Below are 15,638 nucleotides of genomic sequence, written 5' to 3'. Positions count from 1 at the left end.
AAGAACACTCCTTTAATCTTCATTTTTTATTTAAAACGAAATGGATTGGTATTCGCTTCTGATTCAAAAATGGATACAGCCCACTCATTTTCTTGTTTCCATTGATTCATTAATTCCACAAGTTTTGGCTTACAAAGCGCTTCAATGTAATGACCAGGATCGATGACTGGTAAATCTTCAGCAATCATGTCATGTGCCGTATGATAGTACACATCACCAGTAATATAGACATCGGCTTGTTTACGTAATGCATCATGATAGAATTTTTCACCACTTCCACCACAAATGGCTACCCGTTGAATCATTTTAGTATCATCTTTTGCAATGACCCGCAAGCCGTCCAATTGGAAAGCTTCCTTGACTTGCTGTACAAAATCAGAGAATCTCACAGGCTTGTCTAATACTCCAACCCGACCTAAACCAAATTCTTTTGATTGATTTTCAATGGTATAAACATCATACGCCGGTTCTTCATAAGGATGCGCTTGTAACATAGCTGCAAGAACTTGTTCCTGCTTAGTTTCAGGGAAAATCACTTCGATTTTTGCTTCTTGGACGACACTTTCTTGACCAATTTCGCCAATCGTGGGATTTGCTCCTTGTGTTGGTGTAAAACGTCCTGTTCCAATTAAAGAGTAACTTGTTTTAGAATAATCACCTTGAGCTCCAGCGCCAGCTAGACCTAAAGCTTCTCTCATTTGCGGAGCTTCATCAATTGGCACAAAAACGGCTAATTTTTTATAAGGAACAGTATGTGTTTTAGTTAAAAAGGTGGTCTGTTTAATTCCCAATAATTCACAAAACCAATCGTTTAAGCCATTGTCAATAATATCCATATTAGTATGCGCTGCGTAAACAGCAATATCGTGTTTTAATAAATCAGCGTACATTTTTTCTTGAAAATTATCTGTGGTTAATCGCTTAACTGGGCGGAAAATAGGTGGGTGTTTCGCAATAATTAAATCAACCTGCTTCTCAATTGCTTCTTCAACGACCTCAGGACGAACATCTAAGGTAACCATCACATTTTCAATTGGTTTATCTAACGTACCAATGTGCAAGCCCACAGGATCTCCCGTTTCAGCTAACCACTCGGGACAATAGTCATTGAAGCATCGAATCAATGTCTTACCGTTCACAGCCATTGGTCAGTACCTCCTCAATTAATTGTTGGTCTTGCTGTAGTTTCGCTTGTTTTTCAATATGTTCTCCACTTGCTCTTGCTAGTTGTGCAAGAACAGTTTTGCGCTGTTTTAATTCTCGTTGCCATTTTTTAGTAAAAACCGGTCCTTGTTTTTTAATTAAAACTGGCCCAAATAGTAATTCTTGGTCCGTATAAGAAACGGATTGCTCTGTTTTTTCGGCTACGATAATTTCATACAATTTACGGTTTTCTTCCACGATTGTTTCATCAATAATACTGTAGTCGTTTACCATTAACCAGCGGCGTAAAGTTGGTTCACCAATATTCGGTTGTAAAACAAGGCGTTCCTTCCCTGTTAAACGATTTTTTTTGCGTCCAGCTTCTAAAATATCTCGGATTAATGTGCCGCCCATTCCACAAATACTAATGACGTCTATTTGATCTTCAGGTTCAATTGCATCTAGCCCGTTCGCTAAACGTACGATAATTTTATCCGTCAAATTGGATTTACTGACTTGGGTTTTGGCAGATTGATAAGGGCCTTCTACCACTTCCCCAGCCACAGCAAAATACAGTTTATTTTCTAACATTAAAGCAACTGGTAAATAAGCATGGTCTGAACCAATGTCTGCTAAGCGACTTCCTCTAGGGATTAAATCACCAACCGTTGCGAGGCGTTTTGATAATTGATTTTCATTCATATTTTTGATTCCTCCGTTGCTTATTATACCATTGTCAATTGAAGATGAAAACTTACACATTCGTGCAATCTACTGTTTTCTCTCCCTAATCACTTATAAAAAAGAACCCCCTTCAAAATCAATTTCATAACTTTGAAAAGGGCTGTCATTATTGCTATAAAGAGCATTCTCCTTATATAAATAATAGGGAAAACATTTTTAATTAGGCATTTGCCAACCAGTTTTCAACTTCTGCTAAGGCATCCGCAATCCCTGCTGGATTTTTCCCACCAGCTTGAGCCATATCAGGACGACCACCGCCGCCACCGCCAACTTTTGGCGCAATTGCTTTGATTAAGTCACCGGCTTTTAGGCCTTTTCCGTTCATGTCTTTTGTCATAGCCGCTAACAAGCTTACTTTTTCATCTTGCGCAGTTGCTAGAACTAGTACATCAGACAATTCTTTTTGTTTCCATTGGTCGGCCAATTGGCGTAATTGATTCATGTCTTTAACATTGACTTGAGCGGCAATATAACGAACACCGTTGACTTCTTTGACATCTTTGAAAATGTCACCAGCTTGTTGGTTCGCTAATTTGCCAGCCAATTGTTCGTTTTCTTTTTGTAGATCACGTAATTGTTGTTGCAATTGCTCTGTTTTCGTAACCACTTCTTTTAATTGAGGTGATTTAACTAATGTAGCAATCTCTTTCAATTGACGTTCTTCTTCTTGTAAAAGTTGATACGCTTCTTTACTCGTCACTGCCTCAATACGGCGTACTCCTGCACCAATCCCAGATTCGGAAACAATTTTGAAAATTCCGATATCTTCTGTATTAGCAACGTGTGTTCCACCACATAATTCGATAGAGTAATCCCCAATATTAACTACACGGACTTCTTTGCCATATTTTTCGCCAAATAACGCCATTGCGCCCATGTTTTTCGCTGTATCAATATCTGTTTCAATTGTGACAACAGGAATAGCTTCCCAGATTTTTTCATTAACGATGGCTTCCATCCGCGCTAGTTCTTCTGATGTAACTTGCCCAAAATGAGTAAAGTCAAAACGTAGATGTCCTGGTGCAACTAATGAGCCTGCTTGGTTGGCATGCTCCCCTAACACATCTTTTAAAGCACGATGCAATAAATGGGTTGCCGTATGGTTTTTCAAAATACGTGTCCGCATCCGTTCGTCCACTTGCAATTGATAAATTTGGCCTTCAGCTAATGGCGCCAAAACTTCTACTTTGTGTAAAAATTGACCATTTGGTGCTTTTTTCACATCCACCACGTTGGCAACGACTTCCCCTGCGGTATTTTTTACATAGCCGCGGTCAGCAATTTGTCCACCCATTTCAGCATAAAATGGTGTTTCAGCAAAAATTAATTCGGCTGTTCCTGCAGATGCTTCATTTACTAGTGCGTCACCTTGAATAATAACAAATAATTCACTATCATGTGTTAATTCTGTATAGCCAACAAATTTACTTTCTACTTTAATATCTGTTAATAAAGCAGATTGAACACCCATTGAAGTTTCTTTACTGCGGGCAGAACGAGCACGTTCACGCTGTGCTTCCATTTCTGTTTCAAACCCAGCATGATCGACTTTCAAGCCTTCATCTTCCGCAACTTCTTCCGTTAATTCTACCGGGAAGCCAAAAGTATCATAAAGTTTGAAGATAATTTTTCCATCTAATGTATCGCCTTTTGCATCTTTAACTTCTTTAATAACCTCATTTAACATGCTCAAACCTTCATTGATGGTTTCATGGAAACGTTCTTCCTCTGTCCGAACCACTTTTTCGATGAAGTCTTTTTGTTGTAATACTTCTGGATAGTAACTTACCATGATTTCGCCAACAACAGGCACTAATTTGTATAAAAAGGCTTCATTAATGCCTAATTTTTTCCCGTGCATTACCGCACGACGTAATAAACGACGTAACACATAGCCACGACCTTCATTTGAAGGAAGCGCACCATCACCAATTGCAAAGGATAATGCACGAATATGGTCAGCAATCACTTTAAAGGAAACATCCGTTTGTGGTGCATCTCCATATTTTACGTTGGTTCCTAAAGCTTCTACCGCATGAATGATTGGCATAAATAAATCAGTTTCAAAATTTGTTGGTGCATCTTGAATGATAGATACAACACGTTCCAAGCCCATGCCCGTATCAATGTTTTTATGTGGTAATGGTTCATACGTATCTTCTGGTGTATGGTTAAATTCAGAGAACACTAAGTTCCAAATTTCTAAATAGCGTTCATTTTCACCACCAGGATAATTTTCTGGATCATCTTCTGGAATATCTAAAAATTCTTCGCCGCGATCATAAAAGATTTCCGTATCTGGACCGCTTGGACCAGCACCGATATCCCAGAAGTTATCTTCTACATCAATAATATGGTCTTCAGATAAACCAACTTCATCACGCCAAATGCGTTTTGCTTCTGTATCTTTCGGATAAACAGTCACATATAATTTTTCTGGGTCAAAAGCAAGCCATTCAGCACCAGTTAAAAATTCCCAGGCCCAGTGAATCGCTTCATTTTTAAAATAATCTCCAATTGAGAAGTTCCCTAACATTTCAAACATTGTATGATGACGAGCCGTTTTCCCAACATTCTCAATATCATTTGTACGAATAGATTTTTGAGCATTCGTAATTCTTGGATTTTCTGGCACAACAGAGCCATCAAAATATTTTTTCAAGGTTGCAACACCAGAGTTAATCCATAATAATGTTGGATCGTTTACTGGTACTAAAGAAGCGCTTGGTTCTACTGAATGTCCTTTAGACTTAAAGAAGTCTAAATACATTTGGCGAACTTGACTACTTGTTAATTCTTTCATTGATTTTCCTACTTTCTATTAATAATTAACTATTTATGTTTTGTACCCTCTTAAGTGGCAGATTGTGAACACAAAAAACACCATTGCAGTCAAGGACGATTGCTCGCGGTACCACCTTGATTGCAATGATGTTGGATCATTACCTCTTAAGCTCTATAACGCAGAGTCGCGTTGATATTTCTATCAAGTCCATCTAAAGGGAGCAAGTAAATTTATCTGATGCCCTTCTCTCAGCAATGAACGGCTTTCTGTGATCCAAATAAGATTCCTCATATCCTTTAGCTTATAGTCAAAAGTATAAGAAAAATCTACCGAAAAGTCAATTGTTTTCGTAGGAATCTTTCCTTACTAAGCTGTTTCAAACAACGTTTGCTCTAAATAAGGCAAAATTTTTTCATTTATTTGATACCCTTTTCCCCAAGAGGTCGTAATAATCTCTTCATTCATACCTGCATCACTAAATTTTTGTTTCACTCGTTTACATACAAAAGACAGCTGCGATTTTGTAGAAGCATCTGGTTCTTTCTGCCAAAGCAAGCGACAAATTTGATCACGATCCAACCCTTCGTGGGCATGCTGATACAAGATTTTTAAAAAGCGTTGCTCGTTTTTTGTAAAGCGAATCTTTTTTACTTGGTCATCAAGTAGCTCGGCTGTTGCTTCGGCAAAACTTTGATCCACCGTGTCAATTTTTTCACGAATCTCTTCCAATGAATCTTTGAGGCCCAACCACCGGATAATGCCTCTTTCCTGCCAAATCTCCGCTTCACGTTTGTTACACATCGATTGTGAACGTCGATAAATCGGCTTCTCTAATGATGAAAGACTTCCTAATAATCTCAAGCAATCGTTCTGAGAAAGTGTTTCGCTTAACACAATTGCATCAAAATAATTAAAAAAAGTTAACTCGTGTTCTACAGTTTCTTCAAAGCAGTTTGTACAAAAGACTTCATAATTTAAATATTGTAATTGCTGCTGAAATGTTTGCTCAACTAAAATGTTCTTTGTTAATACCAAAATCCTTCTCATTTTTTCTTTCCTCCTAGAACTTCTTTCTGTTACCCATAACTAAACGCACCGATCAAAATACGTTACCAAATCGCGTGTTTCCTCCAGCGATTGATTAATAAATACCTTTTTATCTTCATCTCTCTTCGCTCCTTTATTCTTTATTTTAGTGGTTATTTATATTATATTAGAAAATGCATTTTTTTGTGTGTGAAATTTTTTTATCCTCCGTAAAAAAAAATGAATTTCCTTTAATATCAACTAATAAAACCGATTTTTTTACAAAAAAAAGGCCGAAACTTCCTACTTTTTGCTAAAACATGCCAAAAAATCTGTAATTTTATCATTTTTTTCTTGAGAAAACATCAAAATGTTGGTTCTAAACACTAACATTTTGATGTTTTTAACAAAAATCTTTACAATTAATCGGTAAATTTCTCTACTTTTAGCAATAGTCACTTTAAAAAAAGAGTTATTTTAAAAGTGACTTAAATATTTATCATATAAAAAAGTAAGGGACGAGAATCTTAAAGATTCTCGTCCCTTACTTTAAATAATCCACAACGTTTTTAGTTAGAAGAATTCTTTTTTGCTTTTCTAGCAGAACGATCTTTCTGACGACGTTCAATTTTACGTTTTTTCTTATTGCTGTCTTCAATTGCCCAATTAATTTTTTTCTTGTATCCTGGTTTAATTTTTTTCTTTTTCTTTTTCACTAAACCAATTAACGTTGGGTCTAATTCTTCTCGAGATTTTTCTCGTTTTGTTCGACGGTTGCGATCATACGTCTCTACAATCTCACCATTTTTAATTTCTTTTGGTTTGAAAGAAACACCTAACTGCTCAATCTGAGTAATCGCTTCATCATCTGCTGGTGAATATAATGTTATGGCAGTTCCATTCAATCCATTACGTCCTGTGCGGCCAACCCGATGAATAAAGAAGTCCAATTCATGTGGAACTTCTGCATTGATGACATGTGAAACCCCTTCAATATCAATCCCACGTGCGGCTAAATCAGTAGCTACCACATATTGGTAGTCAAGATTTTGAACTTGACGCATCACACGTTTTCTTTCGCGTGGTGTGATGTCTCCATGAATTTTGGCAACTTTTAGGCCCTGATCTTTTAAGTAATCGGTGATTTCATCAACTCTTTGTTTAGTATTTGCAAAAACAATCGCTAAATAAGGATGCCCGATAGTCAATAATTGATAAATTATTTGATTGCTGTTTTTTCCTTTGGTGGAAATCAACCAATTGTCAATTGTTTCTGAAATAACTGCTTTTGGTTTGATATGTTCAATCACTGGATTTTCTAAATATTTTTTTAAAAATGGTCGTAATTTTTCTGGAATGGTTGCAGAAAAAACGAGCATTTGTAATTTTTCTGGCAAACGACCTGCAATTTGATCGACTTCTGCTAAAAAGCCCATATCTAATGTCATGTCTGCTTCATCGACAACAAAGGCAAAAGCCGTATGCACTTTCAAAGCTTGTTCATTCATCATATCTAAAATCCGCCCTGGTGTACCAATCACCACATGAGGTTGCTGATGCTTTAATTTAGTTAATTGACGTTGTTTATCTGTTCCGCCAACAAAATTTGACACGCGAATTTCTGGTTGACTGAAACGAGCCAGTTGCTGCGCTTCTTGATAAATTTGATTGGCTAATTCACGACTAGGCGCAGTAATCACAATTTGCACTTCGTCGATAGTTGGCTTAACTTTATCCATTAATGGAAGTAAAAAAGTATGCGTCTTTCCACTTCCTGTTTGCGATTGTCCAATGACACTTTTCCCTTTCTTAATGATTGGGATTAATTTTTCTTGGACTTCTGTTGGTTCTTCAAACCCTTTTTCTGCGAGTGCTTCGTTGATAAAAGGTTGAAATTGAAATTGTTTAAATGAAGGCACTTGCCTCACCTCTTCTCGTTAAATTCTTTATGCACTTTGGCATTATAACACAAAAACAACTTTTACTCACCTGCTGATTCCTTTGTTTTCGCAACTTCTAATGTACTGACTGTATAAGTATGGCTGGCTTTTTCATAAAACAAACGCCGTTTTTTACGAATCAAGGTTAACAAAACGTTGATCAAAAATAGTAAATATAAAATTAAACAGAACAAATACAGAAGCAGTGACACCATTTGCAACATCCGATTAGAAGAATTCAATAAATCAGCGGCATTAGCTAGATAAATACTAATTAAGCCATATACAAAATACAAATAACCGTAGCGAACAAACAAAGCTTTTAAACGAATTTTTTCATGTCCTGTTTCAACCACCCGAATGCGCACAACTTTTTTCCCTAACGTTTGACCATTTGTCAGTTTCATCATGACGATAAAGACCGCAAACACCATGATAAAGAACCACATCCGATCTGAAAAAATCGGATAATTGGTTGCCCAATTTTTATAAGCTGGAATGAAATTTAGTCCAAAAACGAGCAGGCCTTGCACAAAGCCAATCACCAACCAATCAATCCCCCATGCAAAGAAACGTCTTAACAGGCTAACTGTCTGCCCTTTTTCATAAGAGGTGGCATCAATTTCTTCTCTTGTTGGCAATAAAAAGGTAAAGAGTGGCGTCAACCAATAACCGACCATGCCTCCGACGGTATTATTAATTAAATCATTGACATCCGCCAGGCGATACGAACGTGGATAAATAAAATAAAGGCCAGATAACTGTGTTAATTCAAAAAATAATGACAATAAAAAACTTGCAAGAACTGTTTTTAAAAATGAACATTTGAAATAATACCGTAAATACACACCAAAAGGTAAAACTAATAAAACATTAAACAGTGGTTCTAAAACGGCATGCTGTTTTAATGCTGGCAAATACGTACTAGGATCTTTGAGCGAAAAAACAGTTTCGTTTAAAATCCCTGAAATAAAATGAAAAGGCCGCAGTTCCATTGTTGGTCCTGTGTATTGAGCCACTTCTGCCCGAGATGGCAACGGTAAAATCACCAAGAAATAGGCACATAATAAATAAAAAACAAATGAATACAAAATCATTGCTCGTGTCCAAACAAATGAACCATATTTGCGGTATTCATAGATTAATAATGCCCCAGAAATAAAAAATGCTAGAAACGGGAAAATAATGATTGCCCATTTAATTGGTTCGCTATATACTGCCATAAAAATTCCTCCAAGATAAACAATTTCAAGTATGAATGCCTCAATAACACTATACTTGTTTCTAAAAAAATGTACCAACAATAAATTTTATTTTGCAAATCCTCTCCTTTGCAGTATCATTAAGAAAAAGGAGGACGTTCTCATGTTACAGCCATATTTCGCGTTTGGAGTGCCGCTATTCTTACTTGTGCTCTACTTACTCTTTGCACTGATTCACCGTCAAACAACGATTCATTATTTACGGTTTATTTTGTTACTTATTTCAACATTTCTCATGGTTTTTAGTTTCCAAGTATTGCAAGAATCATGGACCATCAACCCTGAAACGTTAAAAGATGCCGCTTATTCTCCGCAATGGTTATGGATTCCTTTAGGTATCGGGTTAATCCTCACACTTTACAACGCTTGGCACGGCCTTCGTACAATGATAAAATACAAGACCGATAAACATTAGTAAGAGTCTAGGACGATGGTTGTGTCCTAGACTCTTACTGTCTCATCATTCAAATGAAATTTAATTTTTCTTAACAAACTCTGATTTTAACTTCATTGGACCAAAGCCATCTACCTTACAGTCGATGTTATGATCGCCTTCCACTAAACGAATGTTTTTCACTTTTGTGCCTTGTTTAATTGCGCCACTGGCACCTTTAACTTTCAAATCTTTGATTACAGTAACACTGTCACCATCCGCTAAAAGATTGCCATTTGAATCCTTAACTACTAAGCCTTCTTCTGCAACTTCTTCCGTTGGTGACCATTCATGACCGCATTCTGGACAAATAAATAATCCGCGATCTTCATAGGCATATGCCGACCCACATTCAGGGCAGTTTGGTAATTGCTCTGTCATTAACGTTCTCCTTTGTAAAAAATAATTCTTTTTCATTTTACCTTATTTTCTAGTGAATGAAAAGTAGTCCTAATGATTTATCAACAACCGATAACTACTTTCTAATTACTTATTTATTTTTGAGCCCACTCTTGGCAAGCTGCCTGAATTTCTTGGTAAATCACTTCAATTTCAGCTGCATCACGGGCATTAGCGCCACTTGCCAAAGGATGGCCGCCGCCATGATGTTTTTTAGCAATTGTATTAATGATTGGGCCTTTGGAACGTAACCGAACGCGATAATAACCTTCCGGCTGTTCAACAAAGATTGCCCATGAGAGAACATCTTCAATTTTTCCTGGCATTGAAACAATGGCTGCCGTTTCAGAATCGACAATATCATAACTGTTTAAAATACTTTGTGGTAAAACGACACGAGCAGCGCCATTTGCGTCGATTTCTAAATTTTGATAAATATAACCCGCTAATTTAGCAACCTTTAAAGGCATTTGGTCTAACTCACGATTTAAGTCTGCGGCATTAAAGTTAAACGTACGCAATTGCGCAGCGACAGCGAGTGTATGCGCCGAAGTGGAAGGATAAAGAAAACGCCCTGTATCCCCCACAATCCCAGCATACAATAAACGAGCTGCATTATCTGTCATCGTTAATTCTGCTAAATGCTGTTGCCAAAAATCAACAATAATTTCACTACAACTACTTGCATTTGTATTCACCCAAACTAAATCTCCATAAGGTTCATCATTCGGATGATGATCGATTTTAATTAATTGATCGCCTAAAGAAAAACGCGCATCACTAATTCGTGGAGCATTTGCAGTATCTGTTACAATGACTAATGCACCTCGATAGACATCGTCAGTAATAACATCCATTTCAGCTAAAAACTCTAAACCTTCCACTGGTCCGCCTACCTGATAAATATTTTTTTCAGGAAAGCTCGCTCTTAAGAGTTCTGCTAACCCAACCTGTGAGCCAATCGCATCTGGGTCGGGCCTTTGATGTCTATGAATAATAATTGTTTCATATTGTTTAATTGCTGCCATAATTTCTTTTACTACGTCCATTCTTTGTAGCCTCCTACGTTCTCTCCATCACTTGGCAAACAACAATTGCTTTTGCCACAATGACATTTTCTAAATAAACTTCAATATCTAATTTTGCAGAGCGACGACCAATTTCTAAAATCCGTGGACGAATGTCCAATTCACTTTCCAACTGGATTAGCCGCAAATAATGTAGATTCACTTGTTCAATTAGTACATTTCTTTTTTGATTCATCAACATTGTTCGTTGTGTCACGTTAGAAATAATTTCACTTAGGACACCGAACGAGATGGTACCAACACTGTTAACCATTTGGGGCGCAACCGAAAAACGAAAACGGGTTGTTTCTTTGCCATTTTCTTCAACAGGCATCACTTCCCCGGAAATTTGATCTGAAATTGTATCTGCAATTTGTGGTTGTCGTTGCACCAATTGCATGGCTTTCATCACATCTTGGCGAGAAACAATTCCAACAAGCGCTAAATCATCTTCCACCACCGGCATGACTTCTAGACCATCCCAAATCATTTGATGACTGACACTCGCTACACTCATCATCTTTTTCACAACATTGGGATCCTTGGTCATGACTTTATCCACGGTTAAATGTTCACTTTTACCAATGACATCTTTGGCTGTGACAATCCCCACTAAACGTAATTTCTTATTTACTACTGGGAAACGAGAATGATGGGTACTTTCAGATAATGCCTGATAATCTGCAATCGTTTGAGTTGTCAACAAATAATTGGTTTTTTCAAGCGCTGTATAAATATCACTGACGAGTAAAATGTCTTTTTTAATCAGCTGATCACTTAAAGCACGGTTAATCATAGTAGCCACAGTAAATGTATCATATGTGGTTCTCAAGACAGGCATACCCAGACGATCTGCTAACTGCGCAATCTCTTCAGATGTTTCAAATCCACCTGTAATTAAAACGGCTGCCCCATTTTCTAAAGCAAGCTTTTGCACGCCTTGGCGGTTACCAACAATCATTAAGGATCCGGGAGTAATATATCGCGTCATCGCGGTTTCTGTCATCGCACCAATTACAAATTTATTAAGGACTTTGTCTAGACCAGAGCTACCGCCTAACACATCCCCTTCAATAATACGGACCACTTCACCAAATGTTAATTTTTCAATATGTTTTTTTAACTTCCGCTCAATTCGTATCGTACCAACACGTTGAATGGTGGAAACAAGCCCAATATTTTCTGCATCTTTGATGGCCCGATACGCTGTTCCTTCACTAACACTTAAACTTTTGGCAATGCTTCGAACAGAGATTCGATCGCCAATCGGTAATTCTTCAATATGTTTTAAAATTTGATCATGTTTCGTCGCCATAATTTCCTCCTAAACTAGGATCGTCTCTCCTGGGTTTAATACTTTCCCGCCAACTACTTGCTCTACGAATATTGCTGGATTTTGTTGGATAACAGGAAAGGTATTGTAATGAATTGGAATGGTTATTTTGGGATTTAAGTAAGAGACTGCTTCTAGCGCATCCTCTGGTCCCATCGTGTAATTATCGCCAATTGGTAAGAACGCTACATCAATGGATTTGTCTTTTGCAAAAAGGCGCATATCTGAAAACAACGCCGTATCACCAGCGTGATAAATTTTTTTATCTTCTGCTTCTAAAATAATCCCACTTGCTTCGCCCATGTAGGTCATTACGCCGTCTATTTCATAACCGGAACTATGCAAAGCTGGCACAAATTTAACCGAACCAAAAGGAAAGACATAACGCCCACCTAGATTCATTCCATGCGCTTTTACCCCTTGCGACTGCGCATACGTAGCCACTTCAGCTATCGCAATAATTGTTGCCTTGTTGGCTTGAGCAATTGCTAGCATATCGCCAATATGATCGCTGTGTCCGTGAGTGATTAAGATGTAATCAGGGTGTAAGTCTGCAAGTGAAACGTCCGTTAAAGGGTTTCCATTAATAAAAGGATCAAATAAAAGGTTCGTGCCGTCGTTTAGACGAATTTCAATACATGAATGTCCATGTCCTATCAGTTCCATTTGTATTCCTCCTAAGGTATTTTCTACACAATCTTATGATAATTAATCGTCAAATTCATTTTTAAAAGTAGTACAGTTTAGTACAGTTTACTTTCTTTATTGTAACAGAGAATTAGAAATATACAATCGCATTTGCTTATTTTCTTAGCTAGTAAAGAAACAGACGAGAAAAATCATGAATCTTTCTCGTCTGTTTCTTTTTACTTATTTGGTTGTTTTCCGAAAACGTAAAATCGTTAATATAAAGGCCGCCACACATAATAGAAAGGCGACAAAAAAGGTTTCACGCATTCCCACAATAAATATATCTGGGCGATTAGCCAGATACGTGGTTACTCGTTCACCATAGGCTTCGCTCATGCCACGATATAAAATGGTCGTTGACAACGCAATCCCAATGACCATTCCTAAGTTTCTAGCAAAAGAATTCATACTTCCTGCTACACCTAAATCTTGCTTTTCAACACTGCTCATAACCATTGTATTGTTTGGAGACTGGAAAAGTGCATTTCCCAATCCCATAATGGCTGTTGCAATCACATAATACCAGATGGGGGAATTCATATCTAAAAACATATACATTAACGACGTACAGCACAAAAGCAACAATCCGCCAAACGTTAAAATACCTGGGCCAATCTTATCCGTCAAATAGCCACTCAGAGGAGCCCCAACCACCATCAATAACGGAAATACCATCATTAATAGACCAGCATAACTAGCACTTAGTTTGCGTGCATCCTGCAAATAAAATGGAATGACAACATTTACAAAAAAGTTTGAGGCAAAAATTAAAACGGCAGACAATAAACTTAAAGTAAAAATTTTGTTTTTAAAAATTGCGAACTTAATAAGTGGGCTTTTTCTTTTTCGTTCAACCATTATAAATAATCCTAATGCGATTACTGCAATAATGAACAATAAATAGGATTGTAACGAGCCAAACCCGCTCTCTTGTCCGAGGAAAATCCCGCCGAAGAACGTCATAATCGCAATGGCAATACAAGCAAATCCTGGAAAATCGATTTTTTCTTTTGTTTTTGTAATATCTTTTGGTAGAAACTTTTCGCCAATTAAAATTGTAATTAGCCCCACGGGAACATTAATCCAAAAAATATACGACCAAGAAAAGTTTGATAAGATCAATCCACCAATCCCAGGACCAGCAATCGCGCCTAAAGAGACAAAGGCACCTACTGCACCAAGCGCCCGCCCTCTTTCATTTAAAGGGAATACTTCCGTAATAATTCCTGAATTGGTCGCCATGGTCATGCTAGCACCAATACTTTGAACGACTCGCGCAAATAATAGAAAGCTCAGCGATTGATTAAAGCCACAAAGTAACGAACCAATCGTAAAAATAACCGTGCCAATTCGATAAACTTTTATTTTTCCAAAACTGTCGCCAATTTTTCCAAATAATAATAAACAAGCACAGACAACCATTAAATAAATAGATACGACCCATTCCGCTTGATTCATGGGTACGGACATTTCTTTTGAAATAGTCGGTAAAGCAATATTTACAATGCTGGAATCTAATGTAGACATGAAGGTAAACATAGCCACAGAAACTAAGATCCACCAACGATTTTTCTGCACTTCAGAATCCTCTTGGTAACTTTTAATTTTCTCCATTGATTCATCCCCTCTCGCTCCAAAACAGTTTACTTACTAATAATAACTCTATTTCTTCTTTTTTTCATCGGAAATTTTCTAAAAAATCACTCATGAGATGTTCACCTTCTTATTACACGCTCGCAATTGACAACCATTCGCTTTTACGCTAATTTAAAATTAGCAAACGGAAAACGCAAGGAGGACTTGAAATGACCTTAATTTCTCGCATTAAACAACTAGCTCAGTCAAAGCAATTAACCCTCGCCCAATTAGAAAGAAACGTCGGCATTTCCAATGGACAAATTCGTCGTTGGGATACCTCTTCGCCTAAAGTAGAGAATCTTTTAAAAATAGCAGACTATTTTTCGGTTTCCTTGGACTATTTAATGGGCCGCACCCAACAAACAGAGATTAATCATCAGGCACCTATGACAAGCACACAAAAAGAGTTACATATTCACATTACTACGGAAGAGTTAACAGAAGAAGAAATTACTCAGTTAGAGGAAGAAGCAAATCGTTTCTTGCGGTTCCGTAAATTTGAAATGACAAATTCTTAAGTAATACGACAGTCAGCGGCTCTGTGTTGTTTGTACTTATTAATTTATTCGACAACTAGCGTATTCATTGTATAATAAACCAAATAAATGCCAGAAGGAGTCACCTTCTGGCATTTATTTGGTTTATCTTCTTTATTTATCCTTAATTATAAAATAATCGATTCACCATACTCGATAATTTTGTCTAAACTTGTGTTCAATCGTAAACCAATTAGAATTATTCGTTGTTCCCAAATACGTCCATCCATTCGCAGAATAACCATTACGCACATTGATTTTCCCATAAACATATCCATGTAAATTTGGCGCCCAGTTCCCTGTTGCTCGAGTTTGATATTGATGGAAATACCTCACGACCCAACCAACATAAGCTCTGTTTCTTGGGTTAACAGATTGACTACCAATTTCGTTTTGCAATTCAACTAACGCATCATTTTGAATGACTTCTTCTGCCTCTACTGGTGAATTAAACACCAAACTAACACCCAACAAATTTGTTAGAACACAACCATACATAACTTTCTTTTCTATTGTTTCTACTCCTAACATAATATATACTTTCACTATTTATAATTTATACCATCAAATAATCATTCGAAAAACAACCTTTCTCTTTCTTTAATTTAATGTTAACATAATCTATATAACTAATTTCTAATA

The 15,638-nt window shown here is 37.1% G+C and carries 14 protein-coding genes; 2 read left to right on the top strand and 12 right to left on the bottom strand.

Annotated features, from left to right (window positions below; all coding sequences use genetic code 11):
* Window positions 1–26: 26 nt before the first annotated feature.
* The 6 genes from MKZ30_RS06050 to MKZ30_RS06025 form a co-directional block, all read right to left on the bottom strand.
* Entirely contained in the window at window positions 27–1,145 is a 1,119-nt protein-coding gene (locus tag MKZ30_RS06050) for a Nif3-like dinuclear metal center hexameric protein (protein ID WP_033601182.1), read from the bottom strand.
* Window positions 1,129–1,845 carry a tRNA (adenine(22)-N(1))-methyltransferase gene (locus tag MKZ30_RS06045; protein ID WP_033601183.1) on the bottom strand — a complete coding sequence of 239 codons (717 nt, stop codon included), beginning with the start codon at window positions 1,843–1,845 and terminating at the stop codon, window positions 1,129–1,131. Before MKZ30_RS06045 ends, MKZ30_RS06050 begins: the two co-directional genes overlap by 17 nt.
* A 202-nt stretch (window positions 1,846–2,047) precedes the next feature.
* Window positions 2,048–4,690, bottom strand: coding sequence for an alanine--tRNA ligase (gene alaS, locus MKZ30_RS06040; RefSeq protein ID WP_016633515.1), 2,643 nt, complete (start codon window positions 4,688–4,690; stop codon window positions 2,048–2,050).
* 348 nt (window positions 4,691–5,038) lie between these two features.
* Window positions 5,039–5,719, bottom strand: coding sequence for a helix-turn-helix domain-containing protein (locus MKZ30_RS06035; RefSeq protein ID WP_002389199.1), 681 nt, complete (start codon window positions 5,717–5,719; stop codon window positions 5,039–5,041).
* A gap of 548 nt (window positions 5,720–6,267) precedes the next feature.
* Window positions 6,268–7,626 carry a DEAD/DEAH box helicase gene (locus tag MKZ30_RS06030; protein ID WP_002419772.1) on the bottom strand — a complete coding sequence of 453 codons (1,359 nt, stop codon included), beginning with the start codon at window positions 7,624–7,626 and terminating at the stop codon, window positions 6,268–6,270.
* Between the two features lie 53 nt (window positions 7,627–7,679).
* Window positions 7,680–8,861, bottom strand: coding sequence for a VanZ family protein (locus MKZ30_RS06025; protein ID WP_033601184.1), 1,182 nt, complete (start codon window positions 8,859–8,861; stop codon window positions 7,680–7,682).
* Window positions 8,862–8,916: 55 nt separating this feature from the next.
* On the opposite strand from MKZ30_RS06025, the gene MKZ30_RS06020 reads away from it, so the two are divergent.
* The gene (locus tag MKZ30_RS06020) at window positions 8,917–9,315 is read left to right on the top strand and encodes a hypothetical protein (protein WP_002382283.1); all 399 of its coding nucleotides are present in this window, start codon (window positions 8,917–8,919) and stop codon (window positions 9,313–9,315) included.
* Window positions 9,316–9,375: 60 nt separating this feature from the next.
* Here MKZ30_RS06020 and MKZ30_RS06015 read toward each other — a convergent pair whose 3' ends face one another.
* The 5 genes from MKZ30_RS06015 to MKZ30_RS05995 all read right to left on the bottom strand — a co-directional run bounded on the left by MKZ30_RS06015 (window position 9,376) and on the right by MKZ30_RS05995 (window position 14,436).
* On the bottom strand, window positions 9,376–9,714 hold the full coding sequence (locus tag MKZ30_RS06015; RefSeq protein ID WP_002357741.1) for a zinc ribbon domain-containing protein YjdM: 339 nt from the start codon (window positions 9,712–9,714) through the stop codon (window positions 9,376–9,378).
* Window positions 9,715–9,827: 113 nt separating this feature from the next.
* Window positions 9,828–10,781 carry a DHH family phosphoesterase gene (locus tag MKZ30_RS06010; RefSeq protein ID WP_002357742.1) on the bottom strand — a complete coding sequence of 318 codons (954 nt, stop codon included), beginning with the start codon at window positions 10,779–10,781 and terminating at the stop codon, window positions 9,828–9,830.
* 13 nt (window positions 10,782–10,794) lie between these two features.
* The gene (locus MKZ30_RS06005) at window positions 10,795–12,114 is read right to left on the bottom strand and encodes a DRTGG domain-containing protein (RefSeq protein WP_002357743.1); all 1,320 of its coding nucleotides are present in this window, start codon (window positions 12,112–12,114) and stop codon (window positions 10,795–10,797) included.
* Between the two features lie 9 nt (window positions 12,115–12,123).
* Window positions 12,124–12,798, bottom strand: a complete 675-nt coding sequence (locus MKZ30_RS06000; RefSeq protein WP_033601185.1) for a metal-dependent hydrolase — start codon at window positions 12,796–12,798, stop codon at window positions 12,124–12,126.
* Window positions 12,799–13,002: 204 nt separating this feature from the next.
* Window positions 13,003–14,436 carry an MFS transporter gene (locus tag MKZ30_RS05995; RefSeq protein WP_010715153.1) on the bottom strand — a complete coding sequence of 478 codons (1,434 nt, stop codon included), beginning with the start codon at window positions 14,434–14,436 and terminating at the stop codon, window positions 13,003–13,005.
* 191 nt (window positions 14,437–14,627) lie between these two features.
* On the opposite strand from MKZ30_RS05995, the gene MKZ30_RS05990 reads away from it, so the two are divergent.
* Window positions 14,628–14,978, top strand: coding sequence for a helix-turn-helix domain-containing protein (locus MKZ30_RS05990; protein WP_002357747.1), 351 nt, complete (start codon window positions 14,628–14,630; stop codon window positions 14,976–14,978).
* Between the two features lie 162 nt (window positions 14,979–15,140).
* Here the strand turns inward: MKZ30_RS05990 and MKZ30_RS05985 are convergent, their stop codons facing one another.
* The gene (locus tag MKZ30_RS05985) at window positions 15,141–15,527 is read right to left on the bottom strand and encodes a hypothetical protein (protein ID WP_010816484.1); all 387 of its coding nucleotides are present in this window, start codon (window positions 15,525–15,527) and stop codon (window positions 15,141–15,143) included.
* Window positions 15,528–15,638 lie beyond the last annotated feature (111 nt).

This window comes from Enterococcus sp. LX10 (assembly GCF_023539285.1).
GTDB classification, from domain to species: Bacteria; Bacillota; Bacilli; order Lactobacillales; family Enterococcaceae; genus Enterococcus; species Enterococcus faecalis.
The sequence above is the reverse complement of the archived record's forward strand: the minus strand, read 5'-3'. Positions and strand labels throughout refer to the sequence as shown.

Excerpts from the sequence above, each read along its gene's own strand:
- MKZ30_RS06045 (WP_033601183.1), bottom strand. The coding sequence starts at position 1,845 with ATGAATGAAAATCAATTATCAAAACGCCTCGCAACGGTTGGTGATTTA.
- MKZ30_RS05990 (WP_002357747.1), top strand. The coding sequence starts at position 14,628 with ATGACCTTAATTTCTCGCATTAAACAACTAGCTCAGTCAAAGCAATTA.
- MKZ30_RS06035 (WP_002389199.1), bottom strand. The coding sequence starts at position 5,719 with ATGAGAAGGATTTTGGTATTAACAAAGAACATTTTAGTTGAGCAAACA.
- MKZ30_RS05995 (WP_010715153.1), bottom strand. The coding sequence starts at position 14,436 with ATGGAGAAAATTAAAAGTTACCAAGAGGATTCTGAAGTGCAGAAAAAT.
- alaS (WP_016633515.1), bottom strand. The coding sequence starts at position 4,690 with ATGAAAGAATTAACAAGTAGTCAAGTTCGCCAAATGTATTTAGACTTC.
- MKZ30_RS06010 (WP_002357742.1), bottom strand. The coding sequence starts at position 10,781 with ATGGACGTAGTAAAAGAAATTATGGCAGCAATTAAACAATATGAAACA.
- MKZ30_RS06005 (WP_002357743.1), bottom strand. The coding sequence starts at position 12,114 with ATGGCGACGAAACATGATCAAATTTTAAAACATATTGAAGAATTACCG.
- MKZ30_RS06050 (WP_033601182.1), bottom strand. The coding sequence starts at position 1,145 with ATGGCTGTGAACGGTAAGACATTGATTCGATGCTTCAATGACTATTGT.
- MKZ30_RS06025 (WP_033601184.1), bottom strand. The coding sequence starts at position 8,861 with ATGGCAGTATATAGCGAACCAATTAAATGGGCAATCATTATTTTCCCG.
- MKZ30_RS06000 (WP_033601185.1), bottom strand. The coding sequence starts at position 12,798 with ATGGAACTGATAGGACATGGACATTCATGTATTGAAATTCGTCTAAAC.
- MKZ30_RS05985 (WP_010816484.1), bottom strand. The coding sequence starts at position 15,527 with ATGTTAGGAGTAGAAACAATAGAAAAGAAAGTTATGTATGGTTGTGTT.
- MKZ30_RS06015 (WP_002357741.1), bottom strand. The coding sequence starts at position 9,714 with ATGACAGAGCAATTACCAAACTGCCCTGAATGTGGGTCGGCATATGCC.